The sequence below is a fragment of the Streptomyces sp. R-74717 genome, from assembly GCF_047305335.1.
Lineage (GTDB): Bacteria > Actinomycetota > Actinomycetes > Streptomycetales > Streptomycetaceae > Streptomyces > Streptomyces atratus.
Genome location: NZ_CP102361.1, coordinates 5,078,906 through 5,098,811, shown reverse-complemented (window position 1 = coordinate 5,098,811; position 19,906 = coordinate 5,078,906). Strand labels below are relative to the sequence as shown.

At 67.3% G+C, this 19,906-nt stretch carries 19 protein-coding genes and 1 tRNA gene; 11 read left to right on the top strand and 9 right to left on the bottom strand.

Annotation, left to right across the window (positions count from 1 at the left end):
* Nucleotides 1-247: 247 nt before the first annotated feature.
* The 7 genes from NRF20_RS23255 (at nt 248) to NRF20_RS23225 (ending at nt 9,589) form a co-directional block, all read left to right on the top strand.
* A complete protein-coding gene (locus tag NRF20_RS23255; RefSeq protein WP_398628370.1) occupies nt 248-1,138 on the top strand; it encodes an FhaA domain-containing protein in 891 nt (296 codons plus the stop codon).
* Between the two features lie 10 nt (nt 1,139-1,148).
* Nucleotides 1,149-1,664, top strand: a complete 516-nt coding sequence (locus NRF20_RS23250; RefSeq protein WP_093895021.1) for an FHA domain-containing protein — start codon at nt 1,149-1,151, stop codon at nt 1,662-1,664.
* 129 nt (nt 1,665-1,793) lie between these two features.
* Nucleotides 1,794-3,296: a PP2C family protein-serine/threonine phosphatase gene (locus tag NRF20_RS23245; RefSeq protein ID WP_413753207.1), complete on the top strand. Its 1,503-nt coding sequence runs from the start codon at nt 1,794-1,796 to the stop codon at nt 3,294-3,296.
* Nucleotides 3,297-3,319: 23 nt separating this feature from the next.
* The gene (locus NRF20_RS23240; protein ID WP_266359848.1) at nt 3,320-4,720 is read left to right on the top strand and encodes an FtsW/RodA/SpoVE family cell cycle protein; all 1,401 of its coding nucleotides are present in this window, start codon (nt 3,320-3,322) and stop codon (nt 4,718-4,720) included.
* On the top strand, nt 4,717-6,174 hold the full coding sequence (locus NRF20_RS23235) for a penicillin-binding transpeptidase domain-containing protein (protein WP_398628371.1): 1,458 nt from the start codon (nt 4,717-4,719) through the stop codon (nt 6,172-6,174). The genes NRF20_RS23240 and NRF20_RS23235 overlap by 4 nt, the downstream gene beginning before the upstream one ends.
* Before the next feature lie 167 nt (nt 6,175-6,341).
* Entirely contained in the window at nt 6,342-8,318 is a 1,977-nt protein-coding gene (gene pknB / locus NRF20_RS23230) for a Stk1 family PASTA domain-containing Ser/Thr kinase (RefSeq protein WP_398628372.1), read from the top strand.
* A 203-nt stretch (nt 8,319-8,521) separates the two neighbouring features.
* Nucleotides 8,522-9,589 carry a restriction endonuclease gene (locus tag NRF20_RS23225; protein ID WP_398628373.1) on the top strand — a complete coding sequence of 356 codons (1,068 nt, stop codon included), beginning with the start codon at nt 8,522-8,524 and terminating at the stop codon, nt 9,587-9,589.
* Nucleotides 9,590-9,665: 76 nt separating this feature from the next.
* Here the strand turns inward: NRF20_RS23225 and NRF20_RS23220 are convergent, their stop codons facing one another.
* Genes NRF20_RS23220 through NRF20_RS23195 form a run of 6 tightly spaced genes read right to left on the bottom strand, consistent with a single transcriptional unit; the run spans nt 9,666 to nt 14,182 of the window.
* Nucleotides 9,666-10,394, bottom strand: coding sequence for a class E sortase (locus NRF20_RS23220; protein WP_266359842.1), 729 nt, complete (start codon nt 10,392-10,394; stop codon nt 9,666-9,668).
* Between the two features lie 27 nt (nt 10,395-10,421).
* Nucleotides 10,422-11,822 carry a class E sortase gene (locus NRF20_RS23215; RefSeq protein WP_398628374.1) on the bottom strand — a complete coding sequence of 467 codons (1,401 nt, stop codon included), beginning with the start codon at nt 11,820-11,822 and terminating at the stop codon, nt 10,422-10,424.
* Nucleotides 11,819-12,457 (bottom strand): aminodeoxychorismate/anthranilate synthase component II, encoded by a 639-nt coding sequence (locus NRF20_RS23210; RefSeq protein ID WP_093895028.1) that lies wholly within the window; start codon nt 12,455-12,457, stop codon nt 11,819-11,821. The genes NRF20_RS23215 and NRF20_RS23210 overlap by 4 nt, the downstream gene beginning before the upstream one ends.
* Nucleotides 12,454-12,636, bottom strand: a complete 183-nt coding sequence (locus tag NRF20_RS23205) for a hypothetical protein (RefSeq protein WP_398628375.1) — start codon at nt 12,634-12,636, stop codon at nt 12,454-12,456. Before NRF20_RS23205 ends, NRF20_RS23210 begins: the two co-directional genes overlap by 4 nt.
* 56 nt (nt 12,637-12,692) lie before the next feature.
* Nucleotides 12,693-13,388: a class E sortase gene (locus NRF20_RS23200; RefSeq protein ID WP_398628376.1), complete on the bottom strand. Its 696-nt coding sequence runs from the start codon at nt 13,386-13,388 to the stop codon at nt 12,693-12,695.
* A 26-nt stretch (nt 13,389-13,414) separates the two neighbouring features.
* Entirely contained in the window at nt 13,415-14,182 is a 768-nt protein-coding gene (locus NRF20_RS23195) for a DUF881 domain-containing protein (protein ID WP_398628377.1), read from the bottom strand.
* A gap of 141 nt (nt 14,183-14,323) precedes the next feature.
* Here NRF20_RS23195 and crgA point away from each other — a divergent pair, with 141 nt between their 5' ends.
* The gene (gene crgA / locus NRF20_RS23190) at nt 14,324-14,578 is read left to right on the top strand and encodes a cell division protein CrgA (RefSeq protein WP_114245501.1); all 255 of its coding nucleotides are present in this window, start codon (nt 14,324-14,326) and stop codon (nt 14,576-14,578) included.
* Between the two features lie 302 nt (nt 14,579-14,880).
* Here the strand turns inward: crgA and NRF20_RS23185 are convergent, their stop codons facing one another.
* Entirely contained in the window at nt 14,881-15,780 is a 900-nt protein-coding gene (locus NRF20_RS23185; protein WP_413753206.1) for a rhomboid family intramembrane serine protease, read from the bottom strand.
* Between the two features lie 155 nt (nt 15,781-15,935).
* Nucleotides 15,936-16,463, bottom strand: a complete 528-nt coding sequence (locus NRF20_RS23180; protein ID WP_114245503.1) for a peptidylprolyl isomerase — start codon at nt 16,461-16,463, stop codon at nt 15,936-15,938.
* A 429-nt stretch (nt 16,464-16,892) separates the two neighbouring features.
* Here NRF20_RS23180 and NRF20_RS23175 point away from each other — a divergent pair, with 429 nt between their 5' ends.
* Entirely contained in the window at nt 16,893-17,630 is a 738-nt protein-coding gene (locus tag NRF20_RS23175; RefSeq protein WP_398628379.1) for a DUF5324 family protein, read from the top strand.
* Between the two features lie 68 nt (nt 17,631-17,698).
* Here NRF20_RS23175 and NRF20_RS23170 read toward each other — a convergent pair.
* Nucleotides 17,699-17,771: transfer RNA gene (locus NRF20_RS23170), tRNA-Ala, on the bottom strand.
* 171 nt (nt 17,772-17,942) lie between these two features.
* Between NRF20_RS23170 and NRF20_RS23165 the strand changes: the two genes are divergently transcribed.
* Both NRF20_RS23165 and NRF20_RS23160 read left to right on the top strand, forming a co-directional pair.
* Nucleotides 17,943-18,491, top strand: coding sequence for a helix-turn-helix domain-containing protein (locus NRF20_RS23165; RefSeq protein ID WP_266359832.1), 549 nt, complete (start codon nt 17,943-17,945; stop codon nt 18,489-18,491).
* An 81-nt stretch (nt 18,492-18,572) separates the two neighbouring features.
* Nucleotides 18,573-19,898: a serine/threonine protein kinase gene (locus NRF20_RS23160; RefSeq protein WP_398628380.1), complete on the top strand. Its 1,326-nt coding sequence runs from the start codon at nt 18,573-18,575 to the stop codon at nt 19,896-19,898.
* Nucleotides 19,899-19,906 lie beyond the last annotated feature (8 nt).

Here is a 19,906-nt window from a genome sequence, read left to right as displayed (position 1 = left end):
GCTGGACAGGGTGGATTCACATCCGTTGTTTCACCGAACGCCTGGCGGGAACCGGGAACGCCGTACGGCCGCCCCCACTCCTCCTCAGTGCACCCCGGGTGCGGGACACTGTCAGGAGGCCGCCTCTACGATCCGTGTGAGAGGTGACACTCATCCACAGGGCAGACAAGGGGAACCAGCCGATTTCCCCACGCGTGGATACGATCAGTAAGCAGTACAGGGACGACTACAACGGAGGAGGTGCCCCATGGGAGTCATGAAGCGTTTCGAGCAGCGTCTCGAAGGTCTGGTCAATGGCACCTTCGCCAAGGTCTTCAAGTCCGAGGTCCAGCCGGTCGAGATCGCGGGAGCCCTCCAGCGCGAGTGCGACAACAACGCAACAATCTGGAACCGTGAGCGGACCGTCGTCCCCAACGACTTCATCGTCGAGCTCAGCACCCCGGACTACGAGCGACTCAGCCCGTACTCCGGCCAGTTGGGCGACGAGCTGTCCGGCCTGGTCCGCGACTACGCCAAGCAGCAGCGGTACACCTTCATGGGCCCCATCAAGGTCCACCTGGAGAAGGCCGACGACCTCGACACCGGGCTCTACCGGGTGCGCAGCCGCACCCTGGCGTCGAGTTCGTCACAGCAGCAGGACCCCCAGGGCCGGCAAGGACTGCAGAGCCACCCGGGACAGCACGGCCAGCCCCCCTACCCGGGCCCGGGGCGGCCTGCACAGCCCACCGGAGGCTACGGCTACCCGCCCAGCTCCGCCCCGCCCATGCCCGCGGCGCCGCCGCCGGGCGCGGGCAGGCCCGGGGCGCCCAGTACCGACCGGCACCCGCCGGCCAGTCCCAGCCCCCTGCCGAACGCGCAGGTGCGGCGCTGGATCGAGATCAACGGCACCCGCCATCAGATCTCCCGCCCGACGCTGGTGCTGGGACGCAGCACCGACGCCGACGTGCGGATCGACGACCCCGGTGTATCGCGCCGGCACTGTGAGATCCGGACCGGAACGCCCTCGACGATCCAGGATCTCGGGTCTACCAACGGCATCGTGGTAGACGGGCAGCACACAACCCGCGCTACGCTCCGCGACGGCTCGCGGATCGTCGTGGGCAGCACCACCATCGTTTACCGGCAAGCCGAAGGGTGAAGCGGGGGCAATGTCAGAGCTGACCCTGACGGTCATGCGGCTAGGTTTCCTGGCTGTTCTGTGGCTGTTCGTGATCGTGGCCGTCCAGGTCATCCGCAGCGACCTGTTCGGAACGCGCGTCACGCAGCGCGGCTCACGCCGCACTGCGACCGACGCACGGCCGCCACAGGCACGCCAGAATGCCGCGGCACCGCCGCAGCAACGTCAACAGCCCGGCCGCCAGCGCCGGGGGGCACCCACAAAGCTGGTCGTCTCCGAGGGCACACTCACCGGCACCACGGTGGCGCTCCAGGGACAGACCATCACGCTGGGCCGTGCCCACGACTCAACGATCGTCCTGGACGACGACTACGCGTCCAGCAGGCATGCCAGGATCTACCCCGACCGTGACGGCCAGTGGATCGTCGAGGATCTCGGGTCCACCAACGGCACGTATCTCGACCGGACCCGACTCACCACCCCGACACCTGTTCCGCTGGGCGCGCCGATCCGGATCGGCAAGACCGTCATCGAGCTGCGGAAGTAGTACGACAATGAGCGAGCGGAGCGAGCGAACCGCGGCGGTCCGGGCAACGGACCCGGCCCGGCTCCCGACCGGAGGGTGGGCAGTGTGGCTCGAGACCGGCTGTACCCCGAGCCGACGGGAGAGGTGCGCATGAGTCTTTCCCTGCGCTTCGCCGCCGGATCGCACAAGGGCATGATCCGGGAAGGCAACGAGGACTCCGGCTACGCCGGTCCGCGCCTTCTCGCCATCGCCGACGGCATGGGCGGCCAGGCAGCCGGCGAGGTCGCCAGCTCCGAGGTGATCTCCACGCTCGTCCAGCTCGACGACGACGTCCCGGGCTCGGACATCCTCACCTCGCTGGGTACGGCGGTCCAGCGGGCCAACGACCAACTGCGCATGATGGTCGAGGAGGACCCCCAGTTGGAGGGCATGGGCACCACGCTCACCGCCCTGCTCTGGACCGGCCAGCGCCTCGGCCTCGTCCACGTCGGCGACTCCCGCGCATACCTGCTGCGCGACGGCGTACTCACCCAGATCACCCAGGATCACACCTGGGTGCAGCGGCTGGTCGACGAGGGCCGGATCACCGAGGAAGAGGCCACCACCCACCCGCAGCGCGCCCTTCTGATGCGCGCCCTGGGCAGTGGCGACCACGTCGAACCCGATCTCTCCATTCGTGAGGTCCGGGTCGGCGACCGCTACCTGATCTGCTCCGACGGGCTCTCCGGCGTCGTCTCCCACCAGACGATGGAAGAGACCCTCGCCGGCTACCAGGGCCCCCAGGAGACCATCCAGGAGCTGATCCAGCTCGCCCTGCGCGGCGGCGGCCCGGACAACATCACCTGCATCGTCGCCGACGTCCTCGACGTCGACAGCAACGACACCCTGGCCGGACAGCTCAACGACACCCCGGTCATCGTCGGCGCGGTCGCCGAGAACCAGGCTGCACAGATGACCGCCGCCGAAAGCACAGCCGCCATGCAGACCCCTGCCGGACGAGCGGCCGGCCTCGGCCGCCCCGTCCCACCGCCCGCAGGCGGCTTCGGTCCGCCCGGAAGCGGTGACGGCGTCGGCTACGACGAAATGCCTGACAGCTCCTTCGACGCGTACACCGACGACGACTTCATCAAGCCCGGCGGCGGCCGTAAGTGGCTCAAGAGATCCTTTTACGTCGTGCTCGCGCTCGCTGTCATCGGCGGCGGTCTCTACGGCGGCTACCGCTGGACCCAGAACCAGTTCTATGTCGGCGCGAAGAACGAACATGTCGCGCTGTTCCGTGGCCTCAACCAGGACCTGGCCTGGGTCTCACTCTCGAAGGTCGAGAAGGACCACCCCGAGATCGAACTCAAGTACCTCCCGCCCTATCAGCGCAAGCAGGTCGAGGCGACCATCGCCGAAGGCAACCTCACCGCCGCACGCGAGAAGATCGGCGAACTCGCTGTCCAGGCATCTGCCTGCAAGAAGGACGCCCAGCGACGCGCGGCCGAGAAAACCCGCTCCGACGAGGGCCAAGCCGGTGGTACGGGCTCGGACGTCAACAAGACATCCGCCGCTTCCGGTGCCACCAAGACCAAGCCGACCGCAACTCCCACTCCTGGTCCCAGCCTCTCGGAGGAAGAGAAAAAGCTGGTCCCGCAGTGCGGTAAGCAGTAAAGCCGTAGGGGGCCTTCAGCACCATGAGCGTTGTCACCAACACGACCACGATCGGCGCGATCGACGCACCGAGCCGCCGCAACACCGAGCTCGTCATGCTTCTCTTCGCCGTCTTCATCTCGGCGTTCGCGTACGCCAACGTGGGCCTCGCCCTCAACGGCGAACTGCCCTCCGGCATGCTCGGATACGGACTCGGGCTCGCGCTGCTCGCAGGCGTCGCACATCTCGCGGTCCGCAGATTTGCCCCCTACGCGGACCCGCTTCTGCTGCCGCTGGCCACCTTGCTCAACGGCTTGGGGCTGGCGATCATCTGGCGCCTGGACCAGTCGGAAAGGTTCCAGGCACTGAAGACCTTCGCACCCGCTGCGTCCAAGCAGCTGATGTTCTCCGCTGTCGGCGTCGGGCTGCTCGTCGTCGTACTGGTGGCCCTCAAGGACCACCGCATCCTGCAGCGCTACACCTACATCTCCATGGTCGTCGCGCTGTTCCTGCTGATCCTTCCGATGTTCTTCCCTGCGGTGAACGGCGCCAAGATCTGGATCAAGATCCCCGGCGTCGGCACAATCCAGCCAGGGGAGTTCGCCAAGATCATCATTGCGGTGTTCTTCGCCGGCTATCTCATGGTCAAGCGCGACGCGCTGGCCCTGGCCAGCCGCCGCTTCATGGGCCTCTATCTGCCCCGAGGCCGTGACCTCGGACCCATCCTCATGGTCTGGGCCTTCTCGATCCTGATCCTGGTCTTCGAGACGGACCTGGGCTCATCCCTGCTGTTCTTCGGCATGTTCGTCGTCATGCTGTACGTCGCCACCGAGCGCACCAGTTGGATCGTCTTCGGTCTGCTGATGTCCGCAGTCGGCGCCGTCGGTGTCGCCTCGTTCGAACCGCACGTCCAGCAGCGCGTCACTGCCTGGCTCGACCCCTTCGCGGGCTGGGGCAAGGAAGCCGCCAGCGAGCAGATGGCCAAGTCCCTGATGGCCTTCGGCTCCGGCGGCACCCTCGGCACCGGGCTCGGCCAGGGCAATTCCGACCTGATCGGCTTCGCAGCCAACTCCGACTTCATCCTCGCCACCGTCGGCGAGGAGCTCGGCCTCGCCGGGATGATGGCCATCCTTCTCGTCTACGGTCTGATCGTCGAGCGCGGTGTCCGTACCGCGCTCGCTGCCCGCGACCCCTTCGGCAAGCTTCTCGCGATCGGGCTCTCCAGCTCCTTCGCCATTCAGGTCTTCGTCGTTGCCGGCGGTGTCATGGGACTCATTCCGCTGACCGGTATGACCATGCCGTTCGTCGCGGCAGGCGGATCGTCAGTGATCGCCAACTGGGCCCTGATCGGCATCCTGCTTCGTATCAGCGACACCGCGCGCCGCCCCGCGCCGGCCCCAGCCCCATCGCCCGATGCCGAGATGACCCAGGTGGTCCGACCGTGAACAAGCCCCTTCGCAGGATCGCGATCTTCTGCGGGCTGCTCGTCCTCGCTCTCCTGGTCCGTGTCAACTGGCTCCAATACGTGCGTGCCGACGAACTGAACGCGAATGAGCACAACCGCCGCGTCCAGATCGAGCGGTACGCACACGAGCGCGGCAACATCATCGTCGACGGAAACCCCGTCACCGGCTCCGTCGAGACCAAGGGCAGCGACTTCAAGTACAAGCGGGTCTGGAAGAACGGCCCCATGTGGGCCCCCGTGACCGGCTACTCCTCGCAGGCGTTCGACGCATCGCAGTTGGAGAGCATCGAGGACGGAATCCTCACCGGCAACAGCGACCAGCTGTTCTTCAACCGCACGCTGTCTCTCTTCACCGGCGAGAAGAAGACCGGCGGCAACATCGTCACCACCCTCAACGGCGCCGCCCAGAAGGCCGCCTTCAAAGGGCTCGGCGACAAGAAGGGTGCAGTAGCCGCGATCGACCCGCAGACCGGCGCCATCCTGGCCCTCGTCAGCACACCCTCGTACGACCCCTCGGTCTTCGCGGGCAATTCCCTCAAGGACGCGGATGCTCGGCAGCAGCTCCTGAAGGACAAGGACAAGCCGATGCTCAACCGGGCATTGCGCGAGACCTACCCTCCGGGCTCGACCTTCAAGGTCGTCACCGCCGCGGCTGCGCTGGAGAACGGGCTGTACACCAGCATCGACGAGCCCACCAAGTCGCCGCTGCCCTACCGGCTCCCGCTGACCACCGGCAACCTGGAGAACGAGGGCAACATCCCGTGCGAGAACGCCTCGCTGCGGGAGGCACTGCGGTGGTCCTGCAACACCGTCTTCGGCAAGATCAGCGATGACCTCGGCAACCAGAAGATGATCGACCAGTCCAACAAGTTCGGCTTCAACAAGGAGATCTTCACTCCGGTACGGGCCGACGCCAGTGTCTACCCCAAGGACAACCGCCCGCAGAACGCCATGGCCGGCATCGGCCAGGCGTCCAACCGCGCCACCCCGCTACAGATGGCGATGGTCGCCGCCGCGGTCGCCAACGACGGCAAGCTGATGCAGCCGTACATGGTCGCCGAGCGCAAGGCCCCCAATCTGGACGTGATCTACACCCACGAGAAGGAGCAGCTCAGCCAGCCCCTTTCGGGTGAGAACGCCCAGAAGCTTCAGCAGATGATGGAGACCGTGGTCAAGAACGGCACGGGAACCAAGGCCCTCATCGACGGCGTCACTGTCGGCGGCAAAACCGGTACCGCCCAGCACGGTCTGAACAACAGCGAGAAGCCGTACGCCTGGTTCATCTCCTACGCCAAGACCGACAAGGGCTCCCCGGTCGCCGTCGCCGTCGTTGTCGAGGACGGCCAGGCCAACCGCGACGACATCTCCGGCGGCGGTCTGGCCGCCCCGATCGCACAGTCTGTAATGAAGGCGGTCATCGACAGCAAGAAGTGATGCCCATCACATCGGGTGCCATACCTGCACATTGGGATACCGGTCAGATATCAGGTCCGGACTCCGGGCCGATCAGGTAGTGCGCGGCCGGTAGCGTATGCGCGAGCAGCACACCGCCGGACCGCACACCGGTGCGGTCGGGACTGACGGAGAGGGCTGGAACAGTTATGGAAGAGCCGCGTCGCCTCGGCGGCCGGTACGAGCTGGGCTCGGTGCTCGGCCGTGGTGGCATGGCCGAGGTCTACCTCGCACACGACACCCGGCTCGGCCGCACCGTAGCTGTGAAGACACTGCGAGCCGATCTGGCCCGCGACCCGTCCTTCCAGGCCCGGTTCCGCCGTGAGGCCCAGTCCGCCGCCTCGCTCAATCACCCGGCGATCGTCGCTGTCTACGACACCGGTGAGGATTACGTCGACGGGGTCTCCATCCCGTACATCGTGATGGAGTACGTCGACGGGTCGACGCTCAGGGAACTTCTGCACTCCGGCCGCAAGCTGCTGCCCGAGCGCACCCTCGAGATGACCGTCGGCATCCTCCAGGCGCTGGAGTACTCCCACCGCGCAGGCATCGTCCACCGCGACATCAAGCCGGCGAACGTCATGCTGACGCGCACCGGCCAGGTCAAGGTCATGGACTTCGGCATCGCCCGCGCCATGGGCGACTCCGGCATGACGATGACCCAGACGTCTGCCGTCATCGGCACCGCCCAGTACCTCTCCCCGGAACAGGCCAAGGGCGAGCAGGTCGACGCACGCTCCGACCTGTACTCGACCGGCTGCCTGCTCTACGAGCTGCTGACGGTCCGGCCGCCGTTCATCGGGGACTCACCCGTCGCGGTCGCCTACCAGCACGTACGGGAAGAGCCGCAGAAACCCAGCAACTTCGACCCCGAGATCACGCCCGAGATGGACGCGATCGTGTTGAAGGCCCTGGTCAAGGACCCCGACTACCGCTACCAGTCGGCCGACGAGATGCGCGCCGACATCGAGGCCTGCCTCGACGGCCGGCCGGTCGCCGCCACCGCGGCAATGGGTGTGCCCGGTTACGGCGGTTACGACGGATACGGCAACGACCAGCCCACCACCGCACTGCGCGCCGCGGACCAGAACGGCGCGCCCACGTCCATGCTGCCCCCGGTCAACCCGGACGACGGCGGCTACGGCTACGACGACCGCCCGGACCGCCGCCGCCAGAAGAAGAGCAACACCTCGACGATCCTGCTGATCGTCGCGGGCGTCCTGGTGCTCATCGGCGCGATCCTGATCGGCCGGTCGGTGTTCAGCAACACCAACAGCAACAGCGGCAAGGTCGATGTGCCGAACGTGGTCGGCTTGACTGTGAAGGAAGCACAGAAACGCGCGGAAACCGCCGACGTCGTCCTCAAGGTCGGCTCGCACGAACCCTGCGAGGAACAGCCCAAGGGCAAGATCTGCAGCCAGGACCCGGCGGACGGCCAGATGGCAGAGAAGGAGGTCGTCACGGTCGTCGTCTCCACCGGTGCGCCGAAGGTCGAGGTCCCGGACGTTGTGGAGAAGACCGAGGCGACTGCCCGTAAGGACCTTGAGGACAAGGGCTTCACGGTGAACGTCACCGCGGTCGAGTCCGGCAAGACCGCGGGTACGGTCATCAAGCAGGACCCCGATGGCGGCGCGAAGGCCGAGAAGAACTCCGAGGTCACGATCACGGTCGCCAAGCAGGCCCTGCTGGACCTCCCCGACGTTCGCACCCGCACGTACCAGGATGCAGAGGCCCAGCTCAGGGGCATCGGGTTCACAACCATCTCGCGTGTCGACATCGACTCGACCCAGCCGGTGGACACCGTGGTCGAGCAGTCTCCCGGAGTCGGCAAGCAGGCCAAGGACGCCCCGATCGTCCTGAAGGTCTCGAAGGGTCCGCCGCAGCCGGAGAAGGCCACGGTTCCCGACCTGCAGGGCAAGACCCTCGCGGAGGCGAAGGCTCTTCTGGCCCAGGCGGGCCTGCAGATCCAGGTGCAGGGATCGAATGACGACAACGCGAGGGTCGTCCACTTCCAGCCCCAAGCGGGCCAGGAGGTCGACAAGAACAGCGTGGTCAACGTCCAGACCGTGCAGGGTGGTGGAGACGGCAACATCTTCGGCGGCCCGTCCGGCTCACGTCGGCACTGACCCCGAATCGCGACTGCCATCGGGCCCCGGTCACCGCAACGGTGACCGGGGCCCTTTGCTATGCCCGCCGCGATGCCTTCTGCGAGGCATACCGCACATGTAGCCGTATACCGATCGTGTCTTCATATGTGCCGATTCGTTGATCGGATAGGGCGGGGCATCGGACTCCGTCCACATCGCTGGATACGCGAAGGGTCAAGAGCGTGATCAACGAGGTCGCTCTGGTGGAATCACAGGCGCTGCGTCAAAACTTCGCCGAGCGGACGGAGGCACTCGACAGAGTCAAAATGCTGTCCTTACTGCCGGACGGCATGCACGTGACCACCGCCATGGTTGCCGCCTACTTCGAGGTGGCGGAAACCGTCATCAACAACCTCCTCAGCCGTCATCGAGAGGAGCTCGAATCGAATGGTCTGAGGGTGATCCGTGGCGCTGAGCTGCAGAAATTTAAGGAACTCACCCTGAGTTCCTATCGGGAGAGTTATCCACAGCCCCGTTCGAGCATGGCGCTCTGGTCGCGGCGGACCGTCCTGAACGTCGCCATGCTGCTCCGGGACAGCGAGATTGCGCGCCGTGTCCGTACATATCTGCTCGACGTCGAACACACCTCCCGGGTGCACCCGGTGATCACGGATACCCCTCGGCGCGACAGCGACGTCGAATCCCTCGACGCCCACATCACGCGACTCAGCGAGGAGAGCTTCACCCGCCTCCTCGGCGCCACCGTCGTCCCCATACTCAACGCCCTCATCGAGACCTCCGGCGAGCAGCAGCGAGAGCTCATCAGTCTCCGCGAGAACGTCCAGCAGATCGAGCGGAGGCTCGTCCGCCACGACATCCAGCTGCGCCGCCTTCAGCACGCCCAGGAACAGCGCCCCCTCACCGGGGTCATGGCCTCCATCGACGCCATGAACTGGCGGGAGTTCGAGCAGCACATCGCAGGACTGCTGCATCGGGACGGCTGCACCGACGTCGAGATCCACGGTGGTAGCGGCGACCGCGGGGCCGACATCACCGCGTACACCGCCGACGGGCGACGGGTGGTCGTCCAGTGCAAGAACTTCGCCCCGTACCGCTCGGTGTGGAGCGGCGAGATGCAGAAGTTCGTCGGCACAAAGACGCTGCACCGGGCGGACGTTGCCGTGTACGTGGCGACCTGCCCGTTCTCCCGCGAGTCGCTCGATATCGCGATGCAGGTCGGCGTCACCGCCGTGCACCGCGGCCTGCTGGAGGCCTGGAGCGCGGGCGCGAAGCTGCAGGTGCTCAAGTAAGCAAGTAGGCCACGACGGCAGAAGGCCCGAAGTCGCAAGGATTGGTTGCGACTTCGGGCCCGGCTCATCGTACCGGCTAACGCAGCTCCGCCGGCTTCGTACGGTCCTTGTCCACCTTCTCCGTACGCACCAGTTCGCCCCACACGATGTAGCGGTACTTCGACGTGTAGACCGGCGTGCAGGTCGTCAACGTGATGTAGCGGCCGGGCTTCTTCGCTCCCGATCCCTTCGGCACCGCCTGCAGCACATCGACGTTGTACTTCGACGTCTCGGGAAGCTCCTTGAAGACCTTGTAGACGTACCAGGTGTCCTTGGTCTCGAAGACGACCGCGTCACCCTTCTTCACCTTGTCGATGTTGTGGAACTTGGCACCGTGCCCGTCGCGGTGTGCCGCCAGGGTGAAGTTGCCCTTCTTGTCCCAGGGGAGAGCCGACTTCACCGGGTCCGTGTAGTAGCCCGCGATGCCGTCGTTGAGGTTCTCGGTGTCGGTACCCTTCTTGACCAGCACCTCGCCGTTCTTCATCGACGGGACGTGCAGGAAGCCGATGCCGTCCTTGGTGTCCAGCGCGCCCGGGCCGCCCGCCCAGCGGTCGCGGACGGTGTGGCCCTGTTTGGTGGCCTCGCGATCGGCGAGCACATTTGTCCACCAGAGGGAGTAGACGACGAAAAGCCCCAGCACCAAGCCTGCGGTGATCAGCAGTTCGCCGAAAACACTGACCGCGGTCGCGACGGGATGGCGGCCGCTGCGCCGCGGCGGGGGCGCGGACTCACCGGTTCGCTCTTCGTGCTCGGTCCTCGCTGTCACCGCACCCGTCCCTGTCGTGATGATGTCTCAGCCGACGAGCGCGTCGGGCTTTCCTTTGCTGCGCGGTCGTTCGTCGACCATCTTGCCCCAGACGATCAAACGGTACGTACTCGTGAATTCCGGCGTACAGGTCGTCAGAGTGATGTACCGGCCCGGCCCGGTGAACCCCGAACCGGGCGGCACCGGGCCGATCACCGAGACATTGGACGGCGATGTCTGCGGAAGGGTCTTCGTCGCCTCGTACGTGTAGTACGCATCCTGCGTCTCGACCACGATCAGGTCACCGGGGCGCAGCCGGTTGATGTAGCGGAACGGTTCGCCGTGCGTGTTGCGATGTCCCGCCAGCGCGAAGTTGCCCTGCTTGGCCGACGGCATCGCGGTGCGGAGCGCGCCCTCGTCGTAGTGGCCGACCATGCCCCGGTCGAGGACCTTCTCCTTACTGATGCCCTCGGCGATCGGAGCGACGACATCCAGTTTGGGGATGTGGATGATGGCGAATCCCTGCCCCGCTTCGAACACACCGGGATTGCGGTCGCCCTTCGCCCAGTCGTCCTGGATCTTGTGCGTCTCCTTGCCGGCGTACTGGTCGGCACGCACATTCGTCCACCACAGCTGGTACGTGACGAACAGCAGCATCAGCACGCCGAGGGTGATGAACAACTCCCCGACCACCCGGCTGGCGACAACGGCCGGGCTGTCCTTGGCCGCGCGCGCCGCACGCCGTGCCTCGACACGTGACATCGGCTTCGCGGCCGGCGCCGTTGTCTCCGGCGGCGGTTCGGTACGCCGGCGGCCGTGCCCCTTGGCAGCGCGTCGGCGCTCGGCGCGGCCTCCGGTACGTGGTTCCGGATCGGCCGTCTCGGGCCCCGTGCCCGGTTCCGCGAAGCTCTCCGCATCGCTCGCCGACCCCAGTACCGGCTCCGGCCCGGAATTCGGCTGCCGGGTCGTCATCGCCCGGTCGACTTGGCGCCGGGTGTCCGCCGTCCGCAGACCGACCGTCTCATCGTCGAGCGGGAAGGGACGGGCGACGGGTTGCGCCCGGTGCGTCGGCGCGGACGTCGGTGCGGGGGTCGGTGCGGGCGCCTGCTGCCCGTACCAGTCCCGTTCGAACCCCTCGGGGTCGTACCACTCCCGCGGAGTCTCCTCGGGCTTCTGCGCCCCTTGTGGCGGCTGTGCCTGCACCTGTGGCGGCTGATCCGGCGCCCGGTGCAGCCCCCGCCCCGGCTTCTGATCCTGCCTCGCCCCCGGCTCCTCGGACGGGTTGTTGTTCGCCCGGAACCACGGCGAGGCATGCTGTCCCGGCAGCGGATCGTTCAGCGGATCCGACAGCTGGTCTACCGCCGCCTCGAACGCGCCCGCGGCCTCGTACGCTCCTTGCTCGTACGGGCCGTCCTGTCCGGCGTCGTGTTCGGGGCGGAGTGCGGTCACGCGACGGCCTTGCCCACCACCGGCGCGAGCCCCGCCGACCTCGCGACGGCTCCTGTGTCGCCGCACTGTGCCAGCCAGTTGGCCAGCATCAGATGGCCGTGCTCGGTCAGCACCGACTCCGGGTGGAACTGCACTCCCTCCACCGCCAGTTCGCGGTGGCGCAGCCCCATGATGATGCCGTCGGCGGTGCGCGCGGTCACCTCCAGCTCCGGCGGAACCGTGTCGGGTTCGGCGGCGAGCGAGTGGTAGCGGGTCGCGGTGAAGGGGGACGGCAGACCGGTGAAGACCCCGGTGCCCTCATGGGTCACCAGCGAGGTCTTGCCGTGCAGCAGCTCCGGGGCCCGGTCCACCACACCGCCGTACGCCACCGCCATCGACTGCATCCCGAGGCAGACCCCGAAGACCGGAACGCCCGTGGCCGCGCAGTGGCGCACCATCTCGACGCAGACCCCTGCCTGCTCCGGGGTGCCGGGGCCGGGTGACAGCAGCACGCCGTCGAAGCCGTCCTGGGCGTGTGCCGTGGTCACCTCGTCGTTGCGCAGCACTTCGCACTCGGCGCCGAGCTGGTAGAGGTACTGGACGAGGTTGAAGACAAAGCTGTCGTAGTTGTCCACGACAAGGATGCGGGCACTCACTGGCCGGCCCCCGATCCGGTCGAGCCGTCGACCGTCACGTCGCCGAACGGAAGCAGCGGCTCCGCCCACGGGAAGACGTACTGGAAAAGCGCGTAGACGACAGCCAGCGCCAGCACGAGCGAGATGAACGCACGCACCCATGCGTTGCCCGGCAGATGCCGCCAGATCCAGCCGTACATGCTGTCCCCTCCATTCGGTACGGGACCAGACTAAAGGGCCGGGGCAGGAGCGTGGGTCAGCTGTGGAAAGCTGCCGGCTTGCCGTCGGTCACGGGCTGGGTCGCATCGAGGTGCGCCCAGGCGATCAGCCGGTGACTGCTGCCCCATTCGGGATCGCAGGTGGTCAGCGTCAGATAGCGGCCCGGCCCGTCGAAGCCGGACCTGCGGGGGACGGGGTCGATGACCCCGATGTCGCTCGGTACCGTCCGGTAGGGCTTCTTGTCGATGCGGTAGGTGAACCACGTCGTCCCGTCCGTCAGCACCACCGCGTCTCCCGGGCGCAGCTTCGGGAAGTCCTTGAACGGGTCCCCGTATGTGCGACGGTGTCCGGCCACCGCGAAATTGCCCCTCGCGCCGAGGCGGGCGGTCCCGGCGTAGTGACCGATCCCCTTCTGTAAGGTCCTGACCTCGGTGTTCTCCAGGACGGGCCACTCCCAGCCCTTCCCGAAGCGCGGTATGTACAGCATCGCGAACGGCTTGCCGTCCCGGTACGCCGCGGGGGCGGGGGGCGCCGCTGTCGGGGATGTGTGCGGCGCGGGTGCGGACACCGTTCCCTGCGCCCACCGGTCGCGCAGGGTGTCGATCTGTCCCTCGGTCGCGTCGGCGGCCTTCACTCCGGTCCAGAACAGCACGTACACCACAAAGAGCACGATCAGGGCGCCGACGGTGATGCAGAGTTCGCTGAACGTCCTCACGATCAGTCGCACCGACACCTCGTCGGCCTCCCCACAGCTGCTCGCTACTTCACCGGCTCCGCATAGTGGAGATCCACTGTGCCCGAGTAGCCGGGAAGAGTCACCGCCTTGTGCTCGTCGACTTTCCAGCCGAGTCCGTACGCCTTCACATACAGCAGGTAGTTGCTGATTGCCGGGGAGTTGTCGAGAGCCTGCTTGAGCTCGGCCGGGTCACCGACTGCGGTGATCTTGTACGGCGGGGAGTAGACCCGGCCCTGGAGGATCAGGGTGTTGCCGACGCAGCGCACGGCGCTGGTGGAGATCAGCCGCTGGTCCATGACCTGGATGCCCCGTGCGCCGCCCTGCCAGAGGGCGTTGACGACCGCCTGTAGGTCCTGCTGGTGAATGACCAGGTCATTGGGTTGCGGGTCGGGGTAGCCGGGGTTGGCGGTGGCGTTGGGCGGGGCGTCGTCGAGCGTGACAGCCACGGACCGGCCGGTGAGCTTTGTGGTGCCCGCGGCCCGCTCCAACTCCTTGAGCCGGGCGTCCTCCGCCTTGGTGCTGCCGTCGTCGCGCCGGACGAGGGTGTCGATGTCCTCGCGCACGGATGCGTTGGTCTCGTCCAACTGGGCGTTCTTGCCGCTGCGCTGCTGGATGAGGTCGGATAGCTTCAGCAGCGAGGAGTCGGTGCGGATGTTGGTGCCCTTGGCCGTGTTGGCGCTGGTGACGAAGATCAGTCCGGCGAGGGCGAAGACTGCAGCGGTGAGCACCCTGACCGGGTGCCGGAAGGTGCGCCGGACCGGTCCTTGGGGGGAGTCGGCAGAATTGCTCAACGTACCCTTATCTCCTTCGGCGCCGCGGAAGCACTACGCTAACGGACGCCCGGGGGAGGCAGCATTCCCCCTCGCGCCCCGCCCCGGCGCCAGCCACAGTTCCCTGCGCGGTCACGCAGCGCATCGACAGGAGAGTTCCTCGTGCCGAAGTCACGTATCCGCAAGAAGGCCGACTTCACGCCCCCTCCGGCGAAGCAGGCAACCAACATAAAGCTGACCAGCCGGAGCTGGGTGGCGCCGGTGATGCTGGCGCTCTTCCTGATCGGTCTGGCCTGGATCGTCGTTTTCTATGTGACCGACGGCGATCTGCCGATCCAGTCGCTGGGGAACTGGAACATCGTCGTCGGCTTCGGCTTCATCGCCGGCGGCTTCGGTGTCTCCACGCAGTGGAAGTAGCACCGCAGGGCACGTGACCCCACAGCAGGGCCCGGTCCTGCAACCCTTGCCCCGAGTTACCCACAGCGTTATCCACAGGCAGGGGAAAAGGTCAGACGATCTGTGGATAACTCCCTGGCTGTTGACGCCGATGTGACTGCAGCCTCCCTCGTCGGGGGACGACACGCCCCTTGTCTCTGCTGGAAAAACCCAGCTCAGCGACAAGGGGCACAGTTGTTCCCACAGAATGCACAAGATCCGGCACGCGTTGTGGACAACTGACCGGGGAAACGCCCAGGGGAACGCCAGGGAACGGCGTCCGCTCAGGTCAGCGCGGCTGTTCTGGCGACGACGATGGCGACCACAGCCACCAGGACCAGAGCGCAGGTGCCGTACTGCACCAGCGCGCGCCGCTCGCGGGGTGCGTGCACCATGCCGATCGCGATCAGCGTGCCCGCGATCAGACCGCCGACATGTGCCTGCCAGGCGATTCCGCCCCAGGGGTTGAAGGTGATGACCAGGTTCACCGCGAGAAGCACGAAGACCGGGCGCATGTCGTAGTTGAGCCGGCGCATGAGCACGGCAGTGGCACCCAGCAGGCCGAAGATCGCGCCGGAGGCTCCGAGCGAGCCCTGTACGGGTGCGGAGAGCCAGTAGGTGAGGGCGCCGCCCGCCAGGCCGGAGAGCATGTAGAGCGTGAGGTAGCGGGCACGGCCGAGCGCCGCCTCCAGCGGCCCGCCGAGCCACCACAGCCCCAGCATGTTGAACAGGATGTGCCACATCTCCTGATGCAGGAACATCGACGTCACCAGTCGGTACCACTGGCCCTCGGCGACGCCTTCCAGCGGACCGCCGAAGTGGGTCGTGGCACGGCCGATCAGCACCAACTCGTTGACCAGAGCGCCATTCGCCAGCACGGCGATGTACACGGCGACATTGATGCCGAGAAGGATCTTGGTGATGAGCCGGGGGTCGGCCGTGACCGGGGCGCCGGCGACCGTGCGCGGCCGGGCGGCGCCCGGGCCGTGTCCCGTACCGGCTCCCTGGCGGGCGCAGTCCGGGCACTGGAAGCCGACCGAGGCGTTGACCATGCACTCGGGGCAGATCGGCCGGTCGCAGCGGGTGCAGCGGATGTGCGTCCCACGACCGGGGTGGCGGTAGCAGCTGAGCGAGCCGTCCGTGGCGCCGGACCGGTCCTGGTCTCCCGGCGGCTGCTGGTCCATCGGTCCCATCACTTCCCGGTCCCCTCGGTGCTCGTCGTGGCGGCAGCACGCACAACGCAGCCCTGCTCGTCCGCTATGTAACAAGTACGGACGAGCAGGGCGGTTGGTTCCCCGAAAGGGCAATCAGAGCGTGATCATTTGATGACTGCTGGCGATCATCGGTTCTCGATGACGACCGACTCGATCACGACGTCCTGCAGCGGACGGTCGGTGCGGGAGTTGGTCTTGGTGGCCGCGATGGCGTCCACGACCTTCTGACTGGCGGGGTCGACGACCTCACCGAAGATGGTGTGCTTACCGGTCAGCCAGGCTGTCGGCGAAACGGTCACGAAGAACTGCGAGCCGTTGGTGCCCGGGCCGGCGTTGGCCATGGCCAGCAGGTACGGCTTGTTGAAGCTGAGGTCGGGGTGGAACTCGTCACCGAACTCGTACCCCGGGCCACCGGTGCCGTTGCCCAGCGGGTCACCGCCCTGGATCATGAAACCGCTGATGACGCGGTGGAAGACGGTGCCGTCGTACAGCCTGTCCGTGGACTTCTTGCCGGTCTCGGGATGCGTCCACTCACGCTCACCCTTGGCGAGCTCGACGAAGTTCTTGACCGTCTTGGGCGCGTGGTTCGGCAGAAGCCGGATCTCGATGTCGCCCTGATTGGTCTTCAAGGTGGCGTAAAGCTGCTCAGCCACGATCTGCCTTCCGTAAGTCTTCAGTGACGTTCACCGATCCTCGCACGGACCGTCCGCTCCGGCGCCCGGCCGCCACCACCAACGCACTTCACTCACCTTCTTGCCCGATTCCGCCACCTTCTTGCCCGATTCCGCGCCCCGCGCGCCGAGGCCGCTCTCACCTCGCTCGCCTGCGGCTTCCCCGAAACCCTCACGTGCCGCTCCCCGCAGGAACAAATGCGGCCAAGTGCGTGACGAACCGGCGCGGGCTGAACCGAACCGTGGCATTGTCAGCGGCAAGCTCCCCTTGCACCGCATTGCCCGAAGGCGGCACCGATGACCTGAATAACCCGGATGCCTGCCCCACATGCCACACAGGCCTCCGGCAGGCATGATCTCGAAATGGGTGGAAAGGCGGAGTATCTACCCGCCACCAAGGAGGAGGATCCCGTGACCCGCATCGACAGCGTGCGCGCCGCAACCGACTCGGCGAAGGACAGCGTGCAGCACGCCGCGGAAGTGGTGGCGCCCTACGCCGACACGGCCAAGGACCAGGCCGCACATCTTGCGTACGAGGCCCGCACGCGGCTCGCGCCGAAGGTGTCGAAGGCAGCCCAGCAGGCCCGCGTCCAATACGACGCGCATCTCGCACCACGTATCGAACTGGCCCGTGCTCACGTACCCCCCAAGGTCGACGAGGCCGCCCAGCGCGCCGCGCACCGCACCCGCCGGGCCGCCCGTACCGCCGCGGACTACACCGTGCCGCGCGTCGAGCACGCGATGGCCGTCGCCCAGCCAATGGCCGAGGAGGCCTCGGCCCGCAGCGCCGCCGCGCTGGCCGCGCTGCGCAGTCAGGTGACCGCGAAGGAGATCAAGCAGCTGGCCAGAAAGCACGAGCGGCGGGCGAAGGCCGGGCGGCTGTTCAAGGGGGTCGTCGTGGTCGGCATCGTGGCGGGCGGCGCCTACGCCGCCTGGAGGTGGTGGGACAAGCAGGCCAACCCGGACTGGCTGGTCGAACCACCCGCTCCCACGGAGGTCTCCGACCGCGCACCCCTGTCCTCGGTCGACGGCAGTGGTCCGAGCTCGCTCGACCCGGAGGTCCAGGCCAAGCAGGCCGACGACGCGGAGACCAAGGGGACGGACGGCCCGGAAGGTGTGGACGGCACCGATCTCGACGACCGCCACTGAACAGCCCCCTGGCACGACGAACGGGCGCCGGAAGACCTGAGGTCTTCCGGCGCCCGTTCTGTCACCCGTGGAGCCTAGGAGATTCGAACTCCTGACATCTGCCTTGCAAAGGCAGCGCTCTACCAACTGAGCTAAGGCCCCGAAAAAGCGGACAGCACCGGATGCTTCAGCGTCTCGGTGACCGCCGCAGACCAGAGTACCGGGTACCCCCCGGAATCTTGCAAAAAGATGGGGGCTCCCGGTCGGCGACCACTCTCCGTAAGATGCTCGACGAGGTTCGCAGCAGCGAAGCCGCAGCGAAGGGGAGACGCCATGGATGCAGCTCAGCAAGAGGCAACAGCAAGAGCCAGGGAGCTTCAGCGCAGCTGGTACGGAGAACCTCTCGGGGCGCTCTTCCGCCGGCTGATCGATGATCTCGGCCTGAATCAGGCCCGGCTCGCCGCGGTCCTCGGGCTGTCCGCCCCCATGCTCTCCCAGCTGATGAGCGGTCAGCGGGCGAAGATCGGCAACCCCGCGGTCGTCCAGCGTGTCCAGGCGCTCCAGGAACTGGCCGGCCAGGTCGCCGACGGCAGTGCCAGCGCAGGAGAGGCCACCGACCGCATGGAAGAGATCAAGAAGTCCCAGGGCGGCTCCGTCCTCACCGGCACCAGCCAGACCTCCAACACCGGCGGCGCCCCGACCGTCCGGCGCGTGGTGCGTGAGATCCAGTCGCTGCTGCGGTCGGTGGCGGCCGCCGGTGACATCATCGATGCCGCCGACTCCCTCGCCCCGACCCACCCGGAACTGGCAGAGTTCCTCAAGGTGTACGGCGCAGGGCGCACCGCGGACGCGGTGGCGCACTACGAGGGACACCAGAGCTAGGGCCTGTCCTTTCATGCCCTAGGGCACTACCCCCGAGAGCCGGGCACGAGCCGAAACAGGACTGGGAGCGGGCGCAGCGCAATGGGTGAGGTCTTCGCCGGTCGGTACGAACTGATCGATCCGATCGGACGTGGTGGGGTCGGCGCCGTCTGGCGCGCCTGGGACCACCGGCGCCGCCGTTATGTGGCGGCCAAGGTCCTCCAGCAGAGCGACGCACACACGCTGCTGCGCTTCGTCCGCGAGCAGGCGCTGCGGATCGAGCATCCGCATGTGCTCGCCCCGGCCAGCTGGGCCGCGGACGACGACAAGGTCCTGTTCACCATGGATCTGGTGAGCGGTGGTTCGCTGGCGCATGTCATCGGCGACTACGGACCGCTGCCTCCTCGTTTCGTCTGCACGCTGCTCGACCAACTGCTGTCCGGACTGTCGACGGTGCATGCGGAGGGTGTCGTGCACCGGGACATCAAACCCGCGAACATCCTGATGGAGGCCACCGGCACCGGACGGCCGCATCTGCGGCTGTCCGACTTCGGTATCTCCATGCGCAAGGGTGAGCCGCGGCTCACCGAGACCAACTACGTGGTGGGCACGCCCGGTTACTTCGCACCCGAACAGATGATGGGCGCGGAACCCGATTTCCCCGCGGACCTCTTCGCGGTCGGACTGGTCGCGCTGTATCTGCTGCAGGGGAAGAAACCGGACGCGCGGGCCCTCGTCGAGCACTTCGCCTCGTACGGCACTCCCAGCGCCCCGGAGGGGATTCCCGAGCCGTTGTGGCAGGTGCTCGCGGGGCTGCTGCAGCCGGATCCCCAGGCCAGGTTCCGTACGGCCACGGGCGCGCGCAAGGCGCTGACGGCCGCGGTCGACATGTTGCCGGAGCCCGGCGCCGACGACGAGCCGGTGGAGGTCTTCGACCAACTCGGGCCGCTGCCCGCAGGCTTCGGCCCCGCCGGACCGATCGCGGCCCCCCGGACAGCCTCACAGGACGCGCAGCCCGTACAGACGGACCAGTCCGCCCAGCAGCCCTACACCCAGCCGCCGGTCCCGATGTCGGAAACGGGCAGCTTCCACCTCCCACCGCCTCCGCAGCAGCCCACACCGCTGCCCCGTCCGGCGCAGCCGGCCACGCCCATCCCGGCGCACGCGGCTTCCCCCTTCCCCGCGTCGGATCCTTCGCAGGCCCCCACGGCCGCGGTGCAGCACGAAGCGGCTCTCACCCGTCCGTACACCGCAGGGCAGCCGCAGGTTCCCACTCCCGGAACAGGGGTTCCCCCGCACCTCTCGGCCGCTGTTCCCGCGCACGCACCGCGGACGCGTCCGGGGCCGCCTCCGAAGGTGGCGGTCCCGGTCCTGCTGGTGGCGCTGGTCTGTTTCGCCGTGGGCATCTGGGCGCTGACCCAGAGCTGAGCACGGCC